Origin of the sequence: Candidatus Palauibacter sp., from assembly GCF_965222475.1 — a bacterium.
In the GTDB taxonomy this organism is placed as follows: Bacteria; Gemmatimonadota; Gemmatimonadetes; order Palauibacterales; family Palauibacteraceae; genus Palauibacter.
This window is the reverse complement of sequence record NZ_CBDCUB010000002.1, coordinates 370,266-391,993: the sequence shown is the minus strand read 5'-3', so window position 1 is coordinate 391,993 and position 21,728 is coordinate 370,266. Positions and strand designations below refer to the sequence as shown.

Sequence of the window (21,728 nt, the reverse complement as noted above, 5' to 3'; positions counted from 1 at the left end):
CGTCCCCGACCGGTGTCGTACATTGTATGACATGAAAACGGCGACCGTGACCATCAGAATCGATCCTCGGCTGGAGCGTCGGCTGAGTCGCGCCGCCGCGCGGAGCGGACGGAGCAGAAGCGCGTTCGTCCGCGACGCCCTGGAACGTCAGCTCGCGCTTGACCGGCTGGCCGATCTGCGCCGCCACATCACACCGTTCGCGGAAGCCCGCGGATACCTCACGGACGAGGACATCTTCCGCGAAGTCTCTTGAGGATATTCCTCGACACCAACGTGCTCGTCAGCGCACTCGCCACCCGAGGCCTCTGCTCCGACGTGCTTCGAGTCGTGATCGCGAATCACTCGCTCATCGCGGGCGAGACGGTGCTTCAGGAGTTGCGGCGAGTTCTCGACAAGAAGTTCCGAGTCCCGCGTGCCACGATCGAAGCGGCCGACGAATTCCTTCGCGAGGCGGCGGTGGTCGTGACTGCGGCCGCCCCGCTCTCGATCGAACTGGTCGACCCGGACGATGTGCCGATCCTCGGGGAGGCCGTTGCCGGGAAGGCTGATGTTCTGGTCACCGGGGACCGGGATCTCCTTCGGGTCGCAGGGGAGGCGCCGGTGGCGATTGTGAGCCCGCGGGGGTTCTGGGACACCGTCAGATCGGAGAGCTGAACTGTCCGGTCCGCGCTGCATTGAGGCGCCTCGGCACTCTCGGTAGCTCGCGCATTTCTGCGGCGCCACACTAGGATCAAGGTCTGCGATCCCCCCTGCCCAGGAGCCGTTCGATGAAACGCCGAGACTTCCTCGCCACTTCCGCCGCGGCCGCCGCCGGTTCGAGCCTCATCGCCTGCCGTCCGCCCGGGACGTCCGCCGCCCCGCCCGTCACCTCCGGGCAGTGGGGTTCCGGCGACTACTCGCACGTCCCCGGTCTGGCCGGGCCCGCGCACGGGACCGTGTGGGGCCGAACGGGCGTGACGGCCTGCTCCGACTACTACGCCTCCCTAGCCGGCACGATGACGATGATGCGGGGCGGGAACGCCATCGACGCGCTGGTCGCCGCGTGCGCCACCCTCAACGTGTCCGACCCCTACATGTCCGGGATCGGCGGCTTCGGCGGCTACATGCTCATCTACCTGGCCGAGGAGAACCGCGTCGTCGGGCTGGACGCGCTCGGCCGCTCCCCCGCCGCGTCATCTCCCGCCACGATGACGCTGGACGACTTCGCGATGGGCTACAAGGCCCCGATCGTGCCCGGAGCCTTCAAGGGCTGGGCCGCCGCGCTCGAGCGCTACGGCACGATGAGCCTGGGCGACGTCTTCGAACCCGCCATCCAGCTCGCCGAGGACGGTTTCGTGATCTCGAAGTTCGACGAGCGCTACACGCAGTCGAGCGCGGACAAACTGAGCCGCTACCCGTCGACCACGCGCGTGTTCTTCCCGAACGGCCGCCCGCCCCGCATGGGCGAGATCATCAGGCAGCCCGAACTCGCCGCGAGCATGCGGCACCTCGCCCGCGTAGGGGCGGACGACCTGTACAAGGGCGAACTCGCCGACCGCATCGTCGCCTTCCTGGCCGAGAACGGCGGCCACATGACGAAGGCCGATCTCGAAGGCTACGAGGTCGAGTGGAGGGAGCCGATCACGACGACCTTCCAGGGGCACGACCTGTTCGCGATGCCGCCGGGCTCGTGCGGGATGTCGATGTTCCAGGCGCTCAACATCATGGACGGCTTCGACCTCGCGAACATGGACCTGTACGGGTCGGAGTTCGTGCACCTGTGGCTCGAGGCGTTCAAGCTGGCTCTCGCCGACGACGACATGTACAACACCGGGAAGGAAGACGTGGAGATCCCGGTCGACATGATCATCTCCAGGGGATACGCCGATGAGCAGCGGGCCAGGATCGACCCCGCGCGCGTCGCCTCCTTCTCCGGAGCCCCGCTCCCGTTCTTCGGGACGACGAGTCTCTCCACGGCGGACCGCCGGGGGAACGCGGTCGCCTTCACGCAGTCGCTGGTCAACGGGTACGGGAGCGGCGTGATCGCCGGCGACACGGGGATCTTCCTCAACAACGGCCACATGTTCGGCTTCGTGCTGGAGGAGGGTCACGTGAACCACCTCGAGGGCGGAAAGCGGGCCAAGGGCGTGATGACGCCGTGCATCATGATGAAGGACGGGGACCTGTTCGCGGCGGTGGGGGCGCAGGGCGGCTACACGATCCCGCAGACGGTGGGGCAGGTGATCACGAAGCTCGCGGTGGCGGGCATGGACATGCAGCTCGCGATCGCCTCGCCGCGCATGTGCGTCAACCGGGGCGGCGGCCGGACGCCGATCCCGGAGGACTCCGTCACCTACCTGGAGGCGGGATTCCCGCCCGAGGTCTACGAGGAACTGGCGGAACGGGGCCACTATCTGGCCGAGCCCGGCAACCTGGGCGGCGTGCAGGGTGTGTACCGGGATGCCGAGACGGGCGCCCTCGCCGGGGGGTCCGACCCGCGCCGCGATGGGCACGCGATCGCCTGGTGAGACGGGGACGGGGGTCTTGAGCGGCGGACTACTCCCGGTCTAGGATCAGGGACTGCGATCCCCCCTGCCAGGAGCCGTCCCATGAGACGCCGAGACTTCCTCGCCACCTCCGCCGCCGCAGCCGCAGGCTCCAGCCTCATCGGCTGCCGTCCTCCCGAGACTGCGAGCGCGACCACCACCGCAGGCGGGCAGTGGGGCCCCGCCGGCGATTCGAACGTCCCCGGCCTGCTCGGGCCCGCGCACCGGACCGTGTGGGGCGCGCGGGGCGTGACGGCCGCCGCCGACTACTACGCGTCGCTCGCCGGCACGACGATCATGATGCGGGGCGGGAACGCGGTGGACGCCATCGTGGCCGCGGCCGCCATGCTGAACGTGTCCGAGCCCTACATGTCCGGGATCGGCGGCTTCGGCGGCTTCATGCTCATCTATCTGGCCGAGGAGAACCGCGTCGTCGGACTGGACGCGCTCGGCCGTTCCCCTGCTGCTTCGTCGCCCGACAACATGACCCTCGACGACTTCGCGGCGGGGTACAAGGCTCCCATCGTTCCCGGAGCCTTCAAGGGCTGGGCCGCCGCGCTCGAACGCTACGGCACCATGAGCCTGGGCGATGTGTTCGAACCCGCGATCCGGCTCGCCGAAGACGGTTTCGTCGTCTCGCGCTTCGACGAGATCCATACGAACGGCGCCGCCGCCGAGAAGCTCGGCCGCTTTCCCTCGACGATGCGCGTCTTCTTCCCCAACGGACGCCCGCCGCGCATGGGCGAGATCATCAAGCAGCCCGACCTCGCCGCGAGCATGCACCGCCTCGCCCGGGAGGGCGCGGACGACTTCTACAAGGGCGAACTCGGAGACCGCGTCGTCAGCTTCCTGCAGGAAAACGGCGGCCACATGACGAAGGCCGACCTCGAATCGTTCGACGTGACATGGAAGGAACCGATCACGACGACGTTCCAGGGCCACGATCTGTACGCGATGCCGCCGGGCTCGTGCGGGATGTCGATGTTCCAGGCCCTGAACATCATGGACGGTTTCGACCTTCCGAACATGGATCTGTACGGGTCGGAGTTCGCCCACCTGTGGCTCGAGGCGTACCGGCTCGCCCTCATCGACGACGACCGCTACAACACGGGGAAGGAAGACGCCGATATCCCGGTCGACATGATCATCTCCAGGGAATACGCGGACGAGCAGCGGGCGAGGATCGACCCCGCGCGCATCGCCTCCTTCGCCGGGGCCCCGCTCCCGTTCTTCGGGACGACGAGCCTCTCCTCGGCCGACCGCTGGGGGAACGCGGTCGCCTTCACGCAGTCGCTCGTGAGCGGCTACGGGAGCGGCGTGATCGCGGGTGACACCGGAATCTTCCTCAACAACGGCCACACGTTCGGCTTCGTGCTCGAGGAAGGGCACGTCAACCACCTCGAGGGCGGCCAGAAGGCGAAGGGCGTGATGACGCCCTGCGTCGTCATGAAGGACGGCAACCTCGTCGCGGCCGTGGGCGCCGCGGGCGGTTACACGATCCCGCAGACCGTCGGGCAGGTGATCACCAAGCTCACCGTGGGCGGCATGGACATGCAGCTCGCCATCGCCTCGCCGCGCATGTGCCTGAATCGCGGCGGCGGACGGACTCCGATCCCCGAGGACTCGGTCACGTATCTCGAGGCCGGGTTCCCGCCCGAGGTGTACGAGGAGCTGGCGGACCGGGGGCACAATCTGGCCGAGCCCGGCAACCCGGGCGGCGTGCAGGGGGTGTACCGCGACGCGGAGACCGGCGCCCTCGCCGGCGGCTCGGACCCGCGGCGGGACGGCCACGCCATCGCCTGGTGAGAATCAGGCGGTGCGCCCCCGCGGCGGCCGGGCTGGCGGCGCTGGCCGGCCTCGCCTGCGGGGACGGCGCCTCAACCGCCGGCGACCATGGCGCGGTTGCGGCGCCGGTGAGCGCGCTCGTCCGCAACCAGGCCCTGCACGTGCCCATGCGGGACGGCGTCCGCATCGCGGTCGACGTGTGGCTGCCCGACGGTATCCAGCCCGGGGACCGACTGCCCGCCATGATGCGTGCCACGCGCTACTGGCGCGCGCGGGACGAGGTCGGCGTCCCCCTCCAGGAGACCGCGAACTTCGCCGAGGCCGAGCGCTGGAACCGGGCCGGCTACGCGCTCGTCCTCGTCGACGGGCGCGGGAGCGGGGCCTCGTTCGGGATCCGCCGCTTCGAACTGGCCGAGGACGAGGTGCGCGATTACGGAGAGGTCGCGGACTGGATCGCGGCCCAGCCCTGGTCCAACGGACGGGTGGGGGCGTACGGGGTCTCCTACGCCGGCAACACGGCCGAGATGCTGGCCGTCAACGGAAATCCCGTCGTGAAGGCGGTCGCGCCGCTGTTCAACGACTTCGACAACTTCGGCCACCTCATCTTCCCCGGCGGCGTGCTCACGGTCGGCTTCCTCGAGGACTGGTCGAACCGCACCCGCATGCAGGACCTGAACGACATGTGCGGTCTTTCGGACGCGACCGGGCCGGCGTGCGACGAGGTGCTCGGCCGCGTGACCGGGGTGAAGCCGGTCGACGCCGATCACGACGGGTCGCTGCTCGCGGCCGCGGTCGCGGACCACGAGGCCAACACCGTGCCCTTCGAGGCGGCGCTGGAGTACGAGTTCCGCGACGATCCGTTCGGCCCCTACGGCGAGACGAACGTCGGGCACCGTCGCAGCCCCTCCGGCCACCTGCCGCAGATCGAGGGCTCCGGCGTGGCCATGTTCCTCAGGGTCGGCTGGCAGGACGCCGCCACCGTGAACGGCACCCTCGGCCGCTACAACACGATCTCGAACGCCCAGCAGGTCTTCATCGGCCCGTGGGATCACGGCGCTTCCAACGACACGGACCCCTTCAAGCCGGAAGACACGCCCGTCGACCCCGACGCCGGGACGCAGTTCGAGGAGTTGGTCGCCTTCTTCGACGCCCACCTCAAGGAAGACGGGTCAGGGGAGACACCGACCGAGATCCACTACTACACGCTCGGCGCCGGCCGCTGGACCCGCACCGAGACGTGGCCCCCCGAGGGCTTCGACGAGGTGACGTGGTACTTCCGCGAGGACGGCGCGCTTTCGACCGAAGCTCCCGCCACGGAAACGGGGGAGGACCGCTACACGGTCGACTTCACGGCCACGACGGGAACCCGGAACCGCTGGTACACGAACGGCGGGGGCGGCGATGTCGTGTACGGGGACCGGCGGGCCGAGGATGAGAAGCTGTTGACCTACACGAGCGCGCCCTTCGCGGTCGATACGGAGATCACCGGCCACCCCGTCGTCACCCTCCACCTGGCTTCAACGGAGACGGACGGCGCGTTTCTCGTCTATCTGGAGGATGTCGCCCCGGACGGGACGGTGCGGTACCTTACCGAAGGACAGCTCCGCGGGGTGATGCGGGCGGTGACCGCCGACCCGCCGCTGTACCGGAAGTACGGGCCGCACCGCGGCGAGTCGCGCCCGGACGCCCTGCCGCTCGTTCCGGGAGAAGTCGCCGAACTGAGCTTCGATCTGTGGGCGATGTCGGTCCTGATCCGGGCCGGACACCGGATCCGGGTCGCCCTCGCCGGCGCGGACGCCGACACCTTCCTGCGCTATCCTCGCGACGGCGGCGTCCCGGATCTGTCGGTCCGGCGCAACGCGGTCCATGCCTCCCGCATCGTGTTGCCGATGAGGTCGCCCTAGCCCGGATCGGTCACGAGTTCGAGTGTAATGGTCGTCTCCATCGGCATGGCCATGCCCCCCATCCCCATCTCGACGCTCAGCTGGCTCTCCTGACGCACATACCTGCCCTCGTCTACAGCCACGACGAGCGACCCGCTCAGTTCCCCACTGAGGCTCATCGGCATCCCGCCCATGTCGAGATTCGATTCCACGGGGCCCGTGAAGGTGATCGTCGCCTGACCGTCTTCCAGGCTGGTGAAGGTGTACGTGAACTCCACCTCGATGTTCTGCGTCGGTCCGCCCAGCGACAGGGGGACCGGCACGATAGCCGTCCAGGAATCCCCCGCGGCGACCTCGGCCTCGGGTAGCCAGAAGAAGTTCGACCCCTCCAACAAGCCCTGCGCCGCCGCCTCGGCCTCATCGCCCACGGCATCGTCGGCAGCGACGTTCAGCATTCGGCCGCGCGGGTCCATCTCGATCGTAAAGGCCCTTCCCGAGAGATCCGGCGGCGGGGGACCCCCGGGCGTGCTCACCGTCATCGTGGACGAGTCGATCGCCGTGCGCGCACGAATGACCTCGTCCGTCGCGCTCAGGATCGTCTGCGTCTGATGCGCGCGGAGCGTCATGGAGATGGGCATCATCGGATTCTGCATGCTCATCTCCATGGAGTAGACGTAGAGGTTCACCTGGCCCTCGGGCGGGGCGAGCCGGAGGAGCGACTGCCCGCTCAGGGGGAGAGCGAAGGCGAGGGCGATCATGGTGGCGGTGCCGGCACCGCGCCGAACTGATTTCATTGGTTCTCCTCGAGGTACTGGGATTCCGGTAGCGGCCCCGTTCTCCTTCGGCCTCCGCCATCGGGCGCCCGCAACCTGCACTTTCGGGCCCCGGGGGGCCACTCGTTCTTCGCGATCATGTGTTACGGATCCGGTGTCATGGATCCGGCATCAGTTCCAGGGTGGTCGTCGAGTTCGACTTCATCGTCATCCCGGCCATGCTCATGTCGAGGTTCATCCGGCTCGTCTGGCTCTGGTAACGGCCCTCGGCCAGGTTCACGACCGTCGTTCCGGTCATGGTCCCGCTGCCGCTCATCCCCACGCCACCCACGTCCAGATTCATGTCGATCGGACCCTCGAACGAGAGGGTCGCGCGGCTACCCTCCAGGCTGACGAAGGTGTACACGAGTTCACATCCATGGACACCGTTCCGTCGGGCCCCATCGGTAGACTCATCGGCGCGTCGAGCGTCCAGGAATCCCCGGGGCCGACCTCCTCTTCGGGCAGTACGTAATAGTTCGACTCCCCGAACATGCTCTCCAGGCTCAACCCGGCATCATCCGGCAGACCTTCGGTCTCGATGAAGCGAAGCATTCCGCCACGCGTGTCCATGTCGAAGGTGAAGGCGCTTCCGGAAAGGTCCGGCAAGTCGTCCATCCCCGGCATGGCCATCGCCATCGTCGTGGCGGCGGGCTCCGGAGCCCGCGCCCTCGAGCGAACGGCTTCGGCCCCGGCTGGCTGGTTGGCCCATCGCCGCCAGCGAGCCCGCAAGTTGCGCGATCGGGCGCGGACAGGCCACCGGCTCCGAGGGCGATATGCCTTGCCTTACCCCGCGGTTGAGACGGGATTCATGCGCGCCGCGATACATTTCGCATGGCTCCGAAGATCCTGGAACTCCCGGCCAGCGAACGCCCGCGGGAGCGGTTGCGCCGCTTCAGCGCCGACGCTCTCTCGACGACCGAACTGCTCGCGGTCGTGCTCGGGGCCGGTGCTACAGGGCGCTCGGCGGTGGACGTGGCGGGCGGCCTGCTCACCGCCTTCGGCGGCTCGCTGCGCGAGATGGGGAGGGCGGAATCCGCCGCACTCGAGAAGACCGCGGGGATCGGCCCCGCCCGTTCGGCCGCGGTGGCCGCCGCGCTCGCGCTGGGCCGGCGTCTCGCGGCGGAGCCCGCGCGCGCCAGCGCCCGTATCCGCAGCCCGGCCGACGTGTTCGGGCGTCTCGGCCCCCTGCTGCGGGACCGCCGGCAGGAGGAGTTCTGGGTCATCTACCTGAACACGCAGAGCGAGGTCCTGCTCGAGCGACGCCTCACCGTCGGGCTCCTGAACAGCTCGCTCGTCCACCCCAGGGAGGTGTTCGCGCCCGCGATCGCGGCGGCCTCCGCTTCCGTGATCCTCGCCCACAACCACCCGAGCGGCGACCCCGAGCCTTCGCCCGAAGACATCGCCGTCACCTGTCAACTCGTCGAGAGCGGCCGCCTGCTGGGGATACCCGTCCGCGACCACGTCATCCTCGGCGACCGCGGATACGTCAGCCTCCGCGAACGCGGCGTCTGCTAGCCCGCGCTGCGGCGGCGTGCCGGTGGGGCGCGCCGAAGTTGCGTCCCTCTGCTACCTTGAAAGGTTGTAGGAGCGAGCAGGGCGTGACTTCGCACGATCGGAGCGCGAAGCGTGGAGAGCAGCGTCAAGCAGGCAGCCGGCCGGGCCGCGCCGGGAGCGGGCCCGCGTTCGCTGCTGCCCCGAGACTTCATGAAGGCGATCGAGGGGTACGAGGATCGACTCGACCTCGATCTTCTGGCGCTGGCGTTCCAGTACAGCCTCGAGAAACACGAAGGCCAGAAGCGTCGCTCCGGCGAGGACTACATCCGCCACTGTGTCGAGGTGGCCAAGATCCTCATCGAGATCCGGCTCGACACCGTGAGCCTCGCCGCCTCGCTGCTCCACGATGTGGTCGAGGACACGGATACGACGCTGGATGAGATCCGGACCGAGTTCGGCGACGAGATCGCCATCATCGTGGATGGCCTCACCAAGATCTCGCTGTTCGAGTTCGGTTCGATGGCCGAGCGCCAGGTCGAGACATACCGCAAGCTCCTCCTCTCCATGGCGCGCGACGCGCGCGTGATCCTGGTCAAGCTCGCGGACCGCCTCCACAACATGCGCACGCTCGAGCACATGCCGGCCGGCGCCCGCGAGCGGATCTCCCTCGAGACGCGCGAGATCTACGCGCCGCTGGCCCACCGTCTCGGAGTCGCCAGACTCAAGTGGGAGCTCGATGACCTCGCCTTCAAGTTCCTGGAACCCGAGGCCTACCGGCAGCTCGTGGGGGAGGTCAAGGCCACCCGCAGGGAGCGCGAGGGCCTGATCCGGCGCATGGAGGAGCCGCTGGGAGCCGAACTGGCGGCCGCGGCGATCCGCTGCGAGGTCACGGGCCGTCCCAAGCACCTGTGGTCCATCTACGGCAAGATGATCAAGCGCGACGCGCCGTACGAGGAGGTCTACGACACGCTGGCGATGCGGATCCTGGTGGACTCCGTGCGGGACTGCTACCACGCGCTGGGGATCGTGCACAACAAGTGGACCCCGCTCACCGAGCGCTTTCACGACTTCATCGCCACGCCGAAGTCGAACATGTACCAGAGTCTGCACACGACGATCTTCGGCCCCGGCGGCGCCCTGTACGAGATCCAGATCCGCACGCACGAGATGCACCGCACCGCCGAGTACGGGATCGCGGCCCACTGGCGCTACAAGGAGGGCCGGCCGGGGGACGAGGTCGACGACGAACTCGCGTGGTTCCGGCAGGTGCTCGAGTGGCAGCAGGAGACGCGCGAGCCGGAGGAGTTCATGGAGTTCCTCCGCATCGACCTCTTCCAGGACGAGATCTTCGTCTTCACCCCGGCCGGCGACGTGAAGCAGCTGCCGAAGGGGGCGACCCCGATCGATTTCGCGTTCGCGGTCCATACCGAGATCGGGCTCCACTGCGCCGGAGCGAGGGTGAACGAGAGGATCGCGCCGCTCAGCCGGCCGCTGCGGAACGGAGATACGGTCCACATCCTCACGTCTGACTCCCAGTCGCCGAGCCGGGACTGGCTCGGCTTCGTCCGCAGCAGCAAGGCGCGGCACGATATCCGGCAGTGGATTCGTCGGGAAGAGGAGGAGTCGGCCATCGGTCTCGGCAAGGAAATCGTGCAGCGCGAGTGGAGGCGCCGCCGACGCGGGAAGGTCGACGAAGCGGCGATCCGGAAGGCGTGCGGGGCGCTCGGGTACGACACGCCCAATGCCCTCCACGCGGCCACCGGGCGCGGGGATGTCGGACTCACGCGCGTGATGCGGGCGATCCTCCCCGAAGCCGTGCCCGAAGTGCCGGAGAAGACGCCAAGCCCCCTCAACAAGCTCGTGGACAAGGTCTGGGGCGGAGCGGGGAAGGGGATCCGGATCCAGGGGATGGACAACCTCATGGTCCGCTACTCCCAGTGCTGCCAGCCGGTCCCCGGCGACAGGGTCATCGGCTATATCACGCGCGGGCGGGGCGTTTCCATCCACCGGCAGGACTGTCCCAACGTACTCAACCTCTCGAACGCCCCGGAACGCCGGGTCGAGATCGAATGGGAGGAGCACGGCCAGCGCCGCTTCCTCGTGCGGATCATCATGGAGGGGACGGACCGTCACGGCCTGTTCGCGGACATCGCGCGCGCCGTGAGCGACACGGGCACGAACATTCAGTCGGCCGACATCAAGGGCGTCGAGGGCGGGATGCGGGGCCAGTTCGTCGTGGAGGTAGAGAACCTCAGCCACCTGCAGAAGGTCATGCGCCAGGTGCAGGGCGTGAAGGGCGTGCTCTCGGTCGAGCGCAAGGAATCCTTCGGCGAGAGCGACCTCACGCTCGAGTAGCGACTCGAGTACCACTATGCCCAGTTTCGATCTTCAGCTTCCGTTCGAGCCGATGGGGGACCAGCCCGCCGCGATTCGCGAGCTGGCGGACGGCGTGCGCCGCGACGAGAAATGGCAGACGCTGCTCGGCGTGACGGGGAGCGGCAAGACCGTGACGCTGGCGGCGATGATCGCCGATGTCAACCGTCCGACGCTCGTCATGAGCCACAACAAGACGCTCGCCGCGCAGCTCTATGGTGAACTGCGACAGTTCTTTCCGCGCAATGCGGTCGAATATTTCATCTCTTACTATGACTATTATCAGCCGGAAGCCTATGTGCCGTCCACGGATACATACATAGAGAAAGACGCGTCGATAAACGAGGACATCGATCGCCTCCGGCTGCGCGCCACGTCCTCGCTCATGGAACGGCGCGATGTGATCGTCGTCGCCTCTGTTTCCGCCATATACGGACTCGGAGACCCGGCCGGCTACCGGGAGCTGATGCTCACGTTGCGCGAGGGACAGGAGATCTCGCGGCGCGAGATCCTCTCTTCGCTCGTGCAGGTCCAGTATTCCCGAAACGACCTCGACTTCGTGCGCGGGACCTTCCGGGTGCGGGGTGACGTCATCGAGGTCCTCCCGGCGTACGAGGAGCAGGGGGTGCGGATCGAACTCTGGGGTGACGTCATCGAACGCATCTCGAAGATCGATCCGATGACCGGGGTCACGATCACGCGCCTGCCCGAGACGTCGATCTTTCCCGCCACCCACTACGCCACGCTGGGCCACCGGCTGGAGGAGGCCCGCGAGGCGATCTACGTGGAACTGGAGGAGCGGCTGCTCCACCTGCGGCGCGAGGGCAGGCTGCTCGAGGCGCAGCGGCTCGAGCAGCGGACCCGTTTCGACCTCGAGATGCTCACGGAGGTGGGCTTCTGCCCGGGCATCGAGAACTACAGTCGGCACCTCGACCGGCGGGCGCCGGGCGAGCGTCCCTACTGTCTCCTCGACTATTATCCCGACGACTATGTGGTGGTCGTGGACGAGTCCCATGTCTCGATCCCCCAGATCGGCGCTATGTACGAGGGCGACCGCAGCCGCAAGCGGACGCTGGTCGAGTTCGGCTTCCGGCTGCCATCGGCACTCGACAATCGGCCGCTTTCCTTCAAGGAATGGGAGGAAGTCGTGCCCGGCGTGATCTTCGTCAGCGCGACGCCGGGCGAGTACGAACTCCGGAAGAGCGGCGGCGTGGTCGTGGAACAGTTGATCCGGCCCACGGGCCTGCTCGATCCCGCAGTCGAGGTGCGGCCGGTTCGCGGGCAGGTGGATGACCTGCTGGGCGAGATTCGCCGCCGGACGGAACGGCGCGAGCGGGTGCTCGTGACGACGCTGACCAAGCGCATGGCGGAGGACTTGTCGGAGTTCCTGGCCATGCGCGGGGTGCGGGTGCGCTACCTGCACTCCGACATCGCCACGATCGATCGGGTGAAGATCCTCCGCGACCTGCGGCTCGGGACGTTCGATGTCCTCGTCGGAATCAACCTGCTGCGGGAGGGGCTCGATCTCCCGGAGGTCTCTCTCGTGGCGATCCTCGACGCGGACAAAGAGGGTTTTCTGCGCTCGGACCGTTCGCTCGTGCAGACGATCGGGCGGGCGGCCCGCAACCTCGCGGGCAAGGCGATTCTGTACGCGGATCGCGTGACGGACTCCATGCGCCGGGCGATGGACGAGACGGCGCGGCGGCGGGAGGTGCAGGCGGCGTACAACCAGGAGCACGGGATCGAGCCCCGCTCCATCGTGAAGTCCGTGCGGGAGATCCGCTTCTCGACCGCGGTCGCCGACGCGCGCGAGGCGCAACCGGCGGTCTTCGAGCGGGAGGGAGCCTACGAGAAACTGTCGGCGGAGGAGCTGGCCGACGTCATCGAGAAGGACATGCGCGCCGCCGCCGCCGCGCTCGACTTCGAGACCGCGGCGCGTCTGCGCGACGAACTGTTCGAGATTCGCGCGCGGATCGATGGCGGGGCGCGAACGCGTCCCCCCGGGCTGCCGGCTTCCGCGGCGGATCCGGCATGAGAACGGCGGTCCTCGACGAGGCGGGGCTCGTCCGCTGGGGGCGTGCACTCGGGGAGACCGCCGCTCGCGAGACCGTCTTCGTCGCGCTCCTCGGACCCCTGGGGGCCGGGAAGACGCGTCTCGCGCAGGCGGCGTGCTCCGGGGCCGGCGTGCGCGACCCCGTCACGAGTCCGACCTACACGCTCGTCCACTGGTACGAGGGAGACCGGGGGTCCGTCGCCCACGCGGACCTGTACCGCATCCGCGACGCGTCGGAGCTGCCGGGGCTGGGCTGGGAGGAACTCGAGTCCCACCCGGGGGCGGTCTTCGTCGAGTGGGCGGAGCGAGCGGGCGGGGAACTCCCGCCCGACCGGTGGGAGGTCCGGCTCGAGTTCGCCGCGGGCGGAGCGCTGCGGAACGTGACGGCGCGGGCGCTGGGGGACGCCCCTCCCATCCCGGACCCCGCCCTTCACGCCGGGGCGACTCGGGCGCCCTCATGCTGACCCTGGCGCTGGAGACGAGTACGCGGCTGGGGAGCATCGCCCTCGGTCGCGGCGACGAGTTGATCTCGGAGTGCGCGCTTGCGGTCCGGGCCACGCATTCGGAGACGGTGCTCGACGAAGTGGCGCGCCTCCTCGCGCGAGCCCGCGTTGACGCCGGCCGGGTCGAGCGCCTCGTGATCGGCGCGGGTCCCGGCTCGTTTACGGGGGTGCGGATCGCGGCGGCGCTCGCGAAGGGTTGGTGTCACGCGCGGGACGTGCCGCTCCATGCCTACTCCAGCCTGCGCTCCGTCGCCGCCTCCGCGGGGCGCGAGCGGGTGTGCGCGCTGTTCGACGCCCGCCGCGGCGAGGTGTACGGGGCCGCGTACCGGAGGGGCGGGCTGGAGGGTCCGGTCCTCGGGCCCGCGGCGTGCGCCATCGAGGCGTGGCTGGACCGGCTCGACGACCCGGCCGCCTGGTCCTTCGCCGGGGAGGGGGCGATCCGCCAGCGGGCCGCGATCGAGGCACGCGGGGGAGGCGTCCTCCCGGCCTTTCTCGGGGTGCCGCGGGCGGCGGCGCTGCTCTGGCTCGCCGAGAGGATCCCCCGGGGCCGCGTGGACGACATCGAGTTGTGGGAGCCCCGGTACGTCCGGAGTCCCGGCGCCGAACGCCAGGCCCGCCGCCAGGCCGCCCGCCGGGGTGGGCGCCACGGTGGACGCCGGTAAGCCGCCGCCCCGGATCCGGCGGCTCGCCGCGGCCGACCTTCCGCAGGTGGTCGCGATCGAGGAAGCGAGCTTCGCCGCGCCGTGGTCCGCGCAGACGTTCCGGAACCTCCTGCGGCGCCGCGACGCCTGTCTCTTTTCGGCGGTCGCCGAAGGCGAGCGGGTCGTGGGGTACGCCGCCGTGTGGTTCGCCGGCCCACAGGGAGAACTGGGGGACCTCGCCGTCGACCCGGTCGAGCGCCGCGGCGGCATCGGGGCCCGCCTGGTGGAAGCGGTCCTCGCGGAGGCGCGGTCGCGCGGGGCGCGGCAGATCTTCCTGGAAGTGCGCGAAGGAAACCGCGGCGCGCAGGGCCTCTACCGCGGCTGCGGCTTCGAGGTCGTTGGACGGCACCCCGCGTACTACGCGGGCCCGACCGAGGACGCGCTGACCATGCGCCGGTTGCTGGCCCGTTGATCCTCTTTCGGAACCTCCGAAGACATCATCTATTGTCCGGCGAAGGTCCGGCGGAACACTCGATCGATCATCCGGGAGGCGGAAGATGGCGCGCAGTCTGAACAAGGCCACACTCATCGGGAACCTGGGGGCGGACCCCGAGGTTCGGTCCACGAACGCGGGGACGCGGGTCGCAACGCTCTCCGTGGCGACGAGCCGACGCTGGACGAGTCGGGCCGGCGAGCCGCAGGAGAAGACGGAATGGCATCGCGTGGTCTGCTGGGACAAACTCGCCGAAATCTGCGAGCGGTATCTGAGCAAGGGAGATCGCGTGTACGTCGAAGGGCGGATCGAATACCGCCAGTGGGAAGGACAGGATGGCCAGACGCGCTACACGACCGAGATCCGCGCGCTCGAGATGATCATGCTCGGGAGCGGCGGGGGCGGCCGGGAGAGCTACTCGAGCACGGAGGCGGGGCCGGCGAGGTCGGACTTCTCGGAGTTCTCGAACAAGTCGGTGGCGGGGGAGGACGACCTCCCGTTCTGACCGTCCGGAGACGCAACGTCGACCCCCCGGCATGTCGATCCGGATCCTCCTGACCGCCGCCCTCGCCTCGTACGCGGGCGCCTGGCTGCTTCAGATCGCCGATTTCAGGGGGGGCGGTGCGGCGCGCCGTCCTCCTTCGGGCGTCCTTGCCATCGGGGCGGTGTGCCTCCATTCGGCGGCGCTGCTCGCGTTCTGGTTCACGTACGGAACGCCGCCGCTGTCAGGCTTCGGGCCGGCCTCCGCCTTCCTCGCGTTCGCCCTCGCCACGGGATTCCTGCTCGCGAGTCGCGCGCGCGAACGCTGGTCGGCGGGCCTCCTGGTCCTGCCCATGGTGATCGCGTTGCTTGCGGCGAGCCTCGTTGCGGGACTCGCGCCGACCCTGGCCGATCCGCGCCTGCGGGGGCCGTGGCTGGTGGCCCATGTGCTCCTCGTGTTCGGCGGATGCGCCAGCCTGCTGCTCGCCTCCGTCGCCGCCTCCATGTATCTGTTTCAGTTCCGCGCCCTCAAGAGGAAGGATTTCGGCAACGTGTTCCGCTTCTTCCCCTCGCTCGAGAGTCTGGATCGGATGAATCGGATCGGACTCGCCGGCGGGCTTTCCGCGCTTGCGATCGGGCTGCTGGCGGGGTGGAGCCTCTCCCTCACGTTCGGACGCGGTCTGGCGCTGGGGGACTCGGACGTGGCCTTCGGCCTCCTGACGTGGGTCGTGTACGCCGCGGCCCTGGGCGCCCGCCGCGGGACGCGCGGGTTCGGGCCCCGGCCGGCGCGGGTCTCGGTGGTCGCGTGCGTGGCCAGCGGTGTCGGGTTCGTCGCCCTCCGGGTGCTCGGGCCGGCCACGGAGTTCTTCCTGTGACGGGTTCGCGGAGCCGCCCCGGAGCGGAGGGCGCGCGCCCTCCGGCCGATACGCTGCTCGTCGTCGGCGTGAGCCACAGGACCGCGCCGATCGATGTCCGCGAGCGCTTCGCGCCGGGGCGCGAGCGGATGGCCGAGTGGGTCGAGGGCCTCGTCGCCACGCCGGGCGTCTCGGAATGTGTCGTCCTCTCGACATGTAACCGCACCGAGTGCTATCTGGCCGGAAGCGGCGTCCACGAACTGGACGCGATCGCGCGGGAGGCGCTGTGCCGCGCCTCGGGCCTCGGGGCCCAGGGGGCAGGCTACCTGAGAACGCTGGGCGGGGAACGGGCCGTGCGGCATCTGTTCCGGGTCACGAGCGGGCTGGAATCGCTCATCGTCGGCGAACCGCAGATCCAGGGACAGGTGCGGGGCGCCTACCGCGAGGGGCGGCCGACGGCCGCCGGGCCCGTCCTTCATCGCCTCTTTCAGTCCGCGCTCGGCGTCGGGGGCCGGGTGCGGGCCGGGACGGCGATCGCGGGCGGCGTGACCTCCATTCCGGCCGCCGCCGTCAGCCTCGCCCGCAAGGTGTTCGGCTCTCTCGACGACCGGGCCGTCCTCGTCCTCGGCACCGGCGAGATGGGACGGCTCACCGTGAGATGCCTGAGAAGGGAGGGCGCCAGCCGCCTCTTCATGGCGAGCCGCAATCCCGCCCGGGCCGAACGCGCGGGCCGGCCGTTCGACGCCCTCCCTCTGGGGCGCGAGGCGGCGCTGGAGAGCCTGCATCGCGTGGATCTCATGGTGACGTGTACCGAGTCGGAGGCCGCCTTCGTGCGGGAGGAGCACGTCCGGCGTCGGGGGACCGGCGGGAGGCCGCTCCTCATCCTCGACATCGCGGTCCCCCGCAACGTCGATCCGGGGGCGGGCGATGTCGGCGATGTCTTCCTCTACAACATCGACGACCTCCGCCGAGTCGTGGACCGGGCCCGCGCGGCGCGCGAGTTCGAACGTGAACGGGCCGACGCGATCATCGAGCGGCACGTCGGCAAGTACTGGGCGTGGCACCGCAGCCGGCGAGCCGACCCGGCGGTGCGGGCGCTGCGCGACACCGCCCGCCGCCTCGTGTCGGACGGACTGGCCGGGCGCCCGGCGGGGCCTCGCGAGGCGGACGCGGACGAAGCCCTGCGGCTGGCGAGTCGCGCCGCGCTGAACAAGCTTCTGCACGGCCCGACGCGGGCGATCCGGTGGCTGGCCGAACAGCCCGGGGGCGACGCATTCCTGCGTGCGCTGGAACCATGGCTGGCGGCCGGTAGCGGGGGGGCGCCGCGGGCTGCTAGTGTAGACGCGCTGGCGGCCCGGACGGTCGGATCTCGACGGACGCGCGAGGGCACGGACTGAGGCGGATCCCGGAGGCGGATCCCGTTCGCAGGCCCCGGGGACAGTGGAACGGGTGGGGAAGTCAGGAGAGAGTGGATGAGCCCTGGCAGGGTGCTCGTGACGGGTGGCGCCGGCTTTATCGGATCTCACGTCTGTGAAGCGTACCTGGTGCAAGGCTGGGAAGTGACCGCGCTCGACAATCTGGACGGCGGGCGCGCCGCCAACGTGCCGCGGGGCGTACCCCTCATCGAAATGGACATCCGCGACGAGGGCGTCCGCCGGGTCTTCCGCGACGGCGGGTTCGATGTCGTCAACCACCACGCCGCGCAGGCGAACGTTCGCGACTCGGTGTCCCGTCCGCGTCACGACGCCTCCGTGAACGTCGACGGACTCCTCAACCTGCTCGAGTGCGCTCTCGAGTTCGGCCTCTCCCGGTTCGTGTTCGTCTCGTCGGGAGGCGCCCTCTACGGGGAGGCGGCCGAGTTGCCCATCCCCCGCACGGCGCCGAAGCGGCCGGTGTCGCCCTATGGCGTCGGCAAGCTGGCCTCGGAGCACTACCTGGATGCGTTCCGTCGCCTCCGGGGTCTGGAGTACGTCGCCCTGCGCTACGCGAACGTGTACGGCCCGCGTCAGGATCCTCACGGCGAGGCCGGCGTGGTCGCGATCTTCGCCCGGCGCATCCTCGCTGGCGAACGACTCGTCGTCTTCGGCGACGGCGAGCAGACGCGGGACTTCGTCTTCGTGAAGGATGTCGCCGCGGCCAACGTCCTCGCGACGAACGCCGACCTCCCCCGGGCCGGCGGGCTGGACGACGTCGCCTTCAACGTCGGCACGGGAGAGCGCACGAGCATCAACGCACTGGCAACCGCCATGATCGAGATCGCGGGTCGCGCGGTGGGGATCGCGCGCGAACCCGCGCGCCCCGGAGACCCGATGCACAACGGCCTCGACTGCTCGGAGATACGGGCCCTCGGCTGGAGCCCGGCCCATTCGCTGGACGCCGGTCTGCGGGAGACCTGGGACTTCATCGCCCGGGAGGCCGCGTGATGACGGCGGTCGCGATCGTGGCGGCCAAGGTCGTGGCGGCCAAGGTCGTCCCGGTCGTTCAGCAGCTCCCGGAGCGGGTCATCGATTCTCCGCTCGACATGGTGCTGGGCGCCACGCTCCCGACGAAGATCATCCTCACCGTGCTCGCGGCCTTCTCGCTCGTGTCCTGGATCCTCATCATCTGGAAGTTCCGCGAGTTGCGCGCGGTGAACGCGCAGGCCGACGACTTCGTGTTCGCGATGGCCGGGTCCGCTGACCTCGCGAGCCTCAACGACCTGCTCCGGGAACTCGAGGATTCCCCGTTCAGGAGGGTGTTCCGGGAGGGGATCGCGTTCTTCTCCGATCTGCGTCCGGGGGCCCTCGCGACCCGTCATGTCGGCGAGGGTCTGAGTCCCACGCAACTGGAGGCGCTGTGGCTGACGCTCGAGAAGAGTCTCTCCGAGGAAAGGGACGAACTCTCGCACGGGTTGCCGTGGCTGGCGATCATCGGATCCGTGAGTCCCCTGCTGGGTCTCATGGGGACGGTCGTGGGCGTGATGAACTCGTTCATCGGCATCACCTCCCAGGGGTCCGCGAACATCGCGGCCGTCGCGCCGGGCATCGCGGAGGCGCTGACGACCACGGTCGCGGGCCTCGCCGTCGCGATCCCGGCGGTGATCGCATACAACCACTATGCCTCTCGCCTGCGTCTCTTCACGGGGGAACTGGAGGGGTTCGCGAGCGAGTTCGTGGGATCGCTGGCGCGCGAGGGCCGCGTTTGAGCCAGGCGCACGGGCCGCCGGCGGAGCGGGGGAGGCAGCGGGAGTGAGAAGACGGTTCACGCAGCGGGGGGACGGGACCGGAGCGGTGGCGGAGATCAGCGTCACGAGCCTCGTCGACGTCGCCTTCACCCTCCTCATCATCTTCATGATCACGGCGCCCATCCTCCAGGGCGGGATCGAGATCGACGTGCCCGAGGCCGCCTCCGGGCCGCTGAGTGCCTCCGATGCGCTCGTCGTCTCCATCGACGCGGGGGGGCAGATCTACCTCGATGACGTTCCGGTGACGTACGAGGAGTTCAGCGCCGCGATCGAGGCGGCGCTGGAACGCTTCGATTCGGACAACGTGTTCATCAAGGCGGACGGCGATATCGCGCTGCGCCTGGCGCTGCGCGTGATGGGAAGAATCGACGAAGCCGGCGGGATCGTGAGCATCGTGACCGAACCCGAACCGCGGCGCCGGCCGTGAACCGGGATTCGGAACGCAGCCGCGAGCGTCGCCACGGGGGGCCGCCCCGGCAGGCCCTGTACGGCTCGTTCGGCGTGCACGGAGCCTTGGCGGTGCTGGCCTTCCTCGGCAACGCCGCCCTCCGCCCGGTGCAGATGCCGCGGGCCGTTCGGGTCAACATGGTGGCGGCCGCCCCGGAGGACGCCCCGATCCGGCTCGACCCCACGCCGCCGGAGATCGCGGAGGAGGAGTACCGCCCGCCGCCGCCCGAGCCGACGCCGGATCCGGTTCCGCAGGTCGAGACGCCGACCGTCGAGGCCGAGGCGCCCGTCGAGCGCGAGCCCGAGCCGGAACCCGCCCGGGCCGAGGAGGTCGGGGAGGAGATCGAGAGCATCCGGATCGCCGGCGACGCCTCGGCCTACCCCGAGTACCAGCAGAACATCATCCGCCAGATCCAGCGCTACTGGCGGCCGCCGCAGGGGGCCCGCGACCTGCGGGCCGAGGTCTACTTCATCATTCACCGCGACGGCCGGGTGAGCGGGCTCGACTGGGTCGCCAGGTCGGGGAACCGGACCTTCGATCTCGTGGCGATGAGCGCCGTGGAATCCGCCGGCCTCGCCGAGGCCTTCGGACCGCTGCCGGAGAATTTCCCGGCCGACGCGCTGGCCGTCTCCTTCTTCTTCGACCCGAGCGGCCGCTGACGTGGCAGCGATCCCGCCCGCCCCGATCCGGCGCGCCCCGATCCGGCGCGCCGCGGTGCGATGGGCCCCATGGGCCCTGGCCCTCGCCGCCTGCGCCGCTCCACTCTCGGCCCAGGAGCAGGAGCCGGCCGGCGCGGTGCGTCTCGGGCTCACGTACGAACCGGGCTACGTGCCGGGCATGGTCATCGTGCCCGTGAGCGCCGCGACGGGGCTCGACCCGTTGGCCGAAGCGGTGGGCGAGATCCTGCGGACCGATCTCGACTATTCGGACCGGTTCGACATCATCGAGCTGCCCGACACGGTCTCCCTGAGCGGTCCCCAGAACTACGCGCTGTGGAACCAGCTCGGAGCCGTGTGGCTCGTCACCTCGGAGGTTTCCTTCGCGCCGGGGACGCAGACCCCCATCCTCCGGGTCGGCCTGCACGATGTGGTGTACGGGAACCTCGCCAACGTGCAGGCGTTCAGCCTGCCCGAACCGGGAGCGGACGACTTCCGCATGGCCATCCACCGGGTGTCCGACCAGATCGTGTCGTGGGCGACGGGAGGGCAGCGCGGCATCGCCGCGACGCGGATCGCCCTCAGGCGGAAGGACGGCGCCGGTTCTTCCCACATCCTCCTCATCGACAGCGATGGCCACAATCCGCGCCGCCTCTCCGGCGGCGGACAGAACGTCTTCTCCCCCGCCTACTCGCGCGACGGGATGCGTCTCGCGTACACGATCCAGGACGAGACCGGGCACTTCGCGCTCGTCGAAGCGAACCTGATCACCGGCAGCCGCCGCACCGTGGCTTCGGGGACGCTGCTCATGTCGCCGGCCTACGCGACGGACGGACGGCTGGCCTACGCGGAGGGAGTCGGCGGGGGGTCGCGCATCCTCTTCGAAGGAGCGGAACTGCTGACCGAGGGCCGGGGGCGGGCGCTCAATCCCAGCTTCTCTCCGGACGGGGCGTGGTTTGCGTACGAGGCCGCTCCGGCGGATGAACCACAGATCTACGTGCGGCGCATCTCGGGGGGGCCCGCGCGCCGGATCAGCATCTACGTGCGGCGGGAAGACACGAACGCGGCCGGACCGACCTGGTCTCCGAACGGCGACCGGATCGCCTACGCGGCGCTGAGTAACAGTCGGTGGCAGATCTTCACCGTCAACCCCGATGGCACGGACCGGCGCATGCTGACCCGGCGAGGCGAGAGCGAGGACCCGAGCTGGGCGCCCGATGGAAGGCACATCGTCTTCGCATCGCGGGACGCGCAGGGCTCCGCGATCTGGATCCTCGATACCGCGACGGGGCGCGCCCGGCTCCTCACGGCGGGACGCCTCGACGGCCTGCCCGACTGGTCGCCGCCGCTCCCCCCCGGCTCGTGAACGAGGGGCGGTTCGGCGGGTTGCGGCGTGGCTGGGCCGCGATAGGTTACGAATCCGTGGTGAAGCGGACCCATGGGTGGTATGCCTATTCAGGTCGTGTTCGTAACATTCCGCCAACCTCAGGCTCGGCGACCCG

General features: G+C 69.7%; 21 protein-coding genes. 19 read left to right on the top strand and 2 right to left on the bottom strand.

What is annotated here, in order from left to right; genetic code table 11:
* Positions 1–46: 46 nt before the first annotated feature.
* The 5 genes from ACOQPP_RS07030 to ACOQPP_RS07010 all read left to right on the top strand — a co-directional run bounded on the left by ACOQPP_RS07030 (position 47) and on the right by ACOQPP_RS07010 (position 6,214).
* Positions 47–253, top strand: coding sequence for a ribbon-helix-helix protein, CopG family (locus tag ACOQPP_RS07030; RefSeq protein WP_419165056.1), 207 nt, complete (start codon positions 47–49; stop codon positions 251–253).
* Positions 250–654, top strand: a complete 405-nt coding sequence (locus tag ACOQPP_RS07025; protein ID WP_419165057.1) for a putative toxin-antitoxin system toxin component, PIN family — start codon at positions 250–252, stop codon at positions 652–654. The genes ACOQPP_RS07030 and ACOQPP_RS07025 overlap by 4 nt, the downstream gene beginning before the upstream one ends.
* A 113-nt stretch (positions 655–767) precedes the next feature.
* Positions 768–2,507: a gamma-glutamyltransferase gene (gene ggt / locus ACOQPP_RS07020; protein WP_420636153.1), complete on the top strand. Its 1,740-nt coding sequence runs from the start codon at positions 768–770 to the stop codon at positions 2,505–2,507.
* Between the two features lie 81 nt (positions 2,508–2,588).
* The gene (gene ggt, locus ACOQPP_RS07015; RefSeq protein WP_420636152.1) at positions 2,589–4,331 is read left to right on the top strand and encodes a gamma-glutamyltransferase; all 1,743 of its coding nucleotides are present in this window, start codon (positions 2,589–2,591) and stop codon (positions 4,329–4,331) included.
* Positions 4,328–6,214, top strand: coding sequence for a CocE/NonD family hydrolase (locus ACOQPP_RS07010; RefSeq protein ID WP_420636151.1), 1,887 nt, complete (start codon positions 4,328–4,330; stop codon positions 6,212–6,214). Before ggt (ACOQPP_RS07015) ends, ACOQPP_RS07010 begins: the two co-directional genes overlap by 4 nt.
* Here the strand turns inward: ACOQPP_RS07010 and ACOQPP_RS07005 are convergent.
* Together ACOQPP_RS07005 and ACOQPP_RS07000 are read right to left on the bottom strand one after the other, a co-directional pair.
* Entirely contained in the window at positions 6,211–6,987 is a 777-nt protein-coding gene (locus ACOQPP_RS07005; RefSeq protein WP_419165061.1) for a DUF6263 family protein, read from the bottom strand. The two genes, ACOQPP_RS07010 and ACOQPP_RS07005, sit on opposite strands and share 4 nt — an antisense overlap.
* Before the next feature lie 136 nt (positions 6,988–7,123).
* On the bottom strand, positions 7,124–7,372 hold the full coding sequence (locus tag ACOQPP_RS07000) for a hypothetical protein (protein WP_420636150.1): 249 nt from the start codon (positions 7,370–7,372) through the stop codon (positions 7,124–7,126).
* Between the two features lie 467 nt (positions 7,373–7,839).
* On the opposite strand from ACOQPP_RS07000, the gene radC reads away from it, so the two are divergent.
* The 14 genes from radC to ACOQPP_RS06930 all read left to right on the top strand — a co-directional run bounded on the left by radC (position 7,840) and on the right by ACOQPP_RS06930 (position 21,592).
* Positions 7,840–8,523: a RadC family protein gene (radC, locus tag ACOQPP_RS06995; protein WP_419165063.1), complete on the top strand. Its 684-nt coding sequence runs from the start codon at positions 7,840–7,842 to the stop codon at positions 8,521–8,523.
* 111 nt (positions 8,524–8,634) lie between these two features.
* Positions 8,635–10,857, top strand: a complete 2,223-nt coding sequence (locus ACOQPP_RS06990) for a RelA/SpoT family protein (RefSeq protein WP_419165064.1) — start codon at positions 8,635–8,637, stop codon at positions 10,855–10,857.
* A 16-nt stretch (positions 10,858–10,873) separates the two neighbouring features.
* Positions 10,874–12,910: an excinuclease ABC subunit UvrB gene (uvrB, locus tag ACOQPP_RS06985; protein ID WP_419165065.1), complete on the top strand. Its 2,037-nt coding sequence runs from the start codon at positions 10,874–10,876 to the stop codon at positions 12,908–12,910.
* Positions 12,907–13,392, top strand: coding sequence for a tRNA (adenosine(37)-N6)-threonylcarbamoyltransferase complex ATPase subunit type 1 TsaE (gene tsaE / locus ACOQPP_RS06980; protein WP_419165066.1), 486 nt, complete (start codon positions 12,907–12,909; stop codon positions 13,390–13,392). Before uvrB ends, tsaE begins: the two co-directional genes overlap by 4 nt.
* Positions 13,386–14,093 carry a tRNA (adenosine(37)-N6)-threonylcarbamoyltransferase complex dimerization subunit type 1 TsaB gene (gene tsaB, locus ACOQPP_RS06975; protein ID WP_420636149.1) on the top strand — a complete coding sequence of 236 codons (708 nt, stop codon included), beginning with the start codon at positions 13,386–13,388 and terminating at the stop codon, positions 14,091–14,093. Before tsaE ends, tsaB begins: the two co-directional genes overlap by 7 nt.
* Positions 14,080–14,544: a ribosomal protein S18-alanine N-acetyltransferase gene (gene rimI, locus ACOQPP_RS06970; RefSeq protein ID WP_420636148.1), complete on the top strand. Its 465-nt coding sequence runs from the start codon at positions 14,080–14,082 to the stop codon at positions 14,542–14,544. The genes tsaB and rimI overlap by 14 nt, the downstream gene beginning before the upstream one ends.
* Positions 14,545–14,629: 85 nt before the next feature.
* The gene (locus ACOQPP_RS06965; protein WP_419165069.1) at positions 14,630–15,070 is read left to right on the top strand and encodes a single-stranded DNA-binding protein; all 441 of its coding nucleotides are present in this window, start codon (positions 14,630–14,632) and stop codon (positions 15,068–15,070) included.
* A 31-nt stretch (positions 15,071–15,101) separates the two neighbouring features.
* Positions 15,102–15,920, top strand: coding sequence for a cytochrome c biogenesis protein CcsA (ccsA, locus tag ACOQPP_RS06960; RefSeq protein ID WP_419165070.1), 819 nt, complete (start codon positions 15,102–15,104; stop codon positions 15,918–15,920).
* Positions 15,917–17,296, top strand: coding sequence for a glutamyl-tRNA reductase (hemA, locus tag ACOQPP_RS06955; protein WP_420636147.1), 1,380 nt, complete (start codon positions 15,917–15,919; stop codon positions 17,294–17,296). Before ccsA ends, hemA begins: the two co-directional genes overlap by 4 nt.
* 75 nt (positions 17,297–17,371) lie before the next feature.
* Positions 17,372–18,322 carry an NAD-dependent epimerase/dehydratase family protein gene (locus tag ACOQPP_RS06950; RefSeq protein ID WP_419165072.1) on the top strand — a complete coding sequence of 317 codons (951 nt, stop codon included), beginning with the start codon at positions 17,372–17,374 and terminating at the stop codon, positions 18,320–18,322.
* Complete coding sequence (locus ACOQPP_RS06945) at positions 18,322–19,083, top strand: MotA/TolQ/ExbB proton channel family protein (RefSeq protein WP_419165073.1); 762 nt, start codon at positions 18,322–18,324, stop codon at positions 19,081–19,083. Before ACOQPP_RS06950 ends, ACOQPP_RS06945 begins: the two co-directional genes overlap by 1 nt.
* 43 nt (positions 19,084–19,126) lie before the next feature.
* Positions 19,127–19,549 (top strand): ExbD/TolR family protein, encoded by a 423-nt coding sequence (locus tag ACOQPP_RS06940; RefSeq protein WP_419165074.1) that lies wholly within the window; start codon positions 19,127–19,129, stop codon positions 19,547–19,549.
* Complete coding sequence (locus ACOQPP_RS06935; protein WP_420636146.1) at positions 19,546–20,229, top strand: TonB C-terminal domain-containing protein; 684 nt, start codon at positions 19,546–19,548, stop codon at positions 20,227–20,229. Before ACOQPP_RS06940 ends, ACOQPP_RS06935 begins: the two co-directional genes overlap by 4 nt.
* Position 20,230: 1 nt before the next feature.
* Positions 20,231–21,592, top strand: a complete 1,362-nt coding sequence (locus tag ACOQPP_RS06930) for a hypothetical protein (RefSeq protein ID WP_420636145.1) — start codon at positions 20,231–20,233, stop codon at positions 21,590–21,592.
* The last annotated feature ends 136 nt before the right edge of the window (positions 21,593–21,728 follow it).

Bases quoted from the DNA above. Each gene is read 5' to 3' on its own strand.
- ggt (WP_420636152.1), top strand. From the start codon at position 2,589: ATGAGACGCCGAGACTTCCTCGCCACCTCCGCCGCCGCAGCCGCAGGC.
- uvrB (WP_419165065.1), top strand. From the start codon at position 10,874: ATGCCCAGTTTCGATCTTCAGCTTCCGTTCGAGCCGATGGGGGACCAG.
- ACOQPP_RS06945 (WP_419165073.1), top strand. From the start codon at position 18,322: ATGACGGCGGTCGCGATCGTGGCGGCCAAGGTCGTGGCGGCCAAGGTC.
- tsaB (WP_420636149.1), top strand. From the start codon at position 13,386: ATGCTGACCCTGGCGCTGGAGACGAGTACGCGGCTGGGGAGCATCGCC.
- ACOQPP_RS07005 (WP_419165061.1), bottom strand. From the start codon at position 6,987: ATGAAATCAGTTCGGCGCGGTGCCGGCACCGCCACCATGATCGCCCTC.
- ccsA (WP_419165070.1), top strand. From the start codon at position 15,102: ATGTCGATCCGGATCCTCCTGACCGCCGCCCTCGCCTCGTACGCGGGC.
- ACOQPP_RS06965 (WP_419165069.1), top strand. From the start codon at position 14,630: ATGGCGCGCAGTCTGAACAAGGCCACACTCATCGGGAACCTGGGGGCG.
- tsaE (WP_419165066.1), top strand. From the start codon at position 12,907: ATGAGAACGGCGGTCCTCGACGAGGCGGGGCTCGTCCGCTGGGGGCGT.
- ACOQPP_RS06950 (WP_419165072.1), top strand. From the start codon at position 17,372: ATGAGCCCTGGCAGGGTGCTCGTGACGGGTGGCGCCGGCTTTATCGGA.
- ggt (WP_420636153.1), top strand. From the start codon at position 768: ATGAAACGCCGAGACTTCCTCGCCACTTCCGCCGCGGCCGCCGCCGGT.
- radC (WP_419165063.1), top strand. From the start codon at position 7,840: ATGGCTCCGAAGATCCTGGAACTCCCGGCCAGCGAACGCCCGCGGGAG.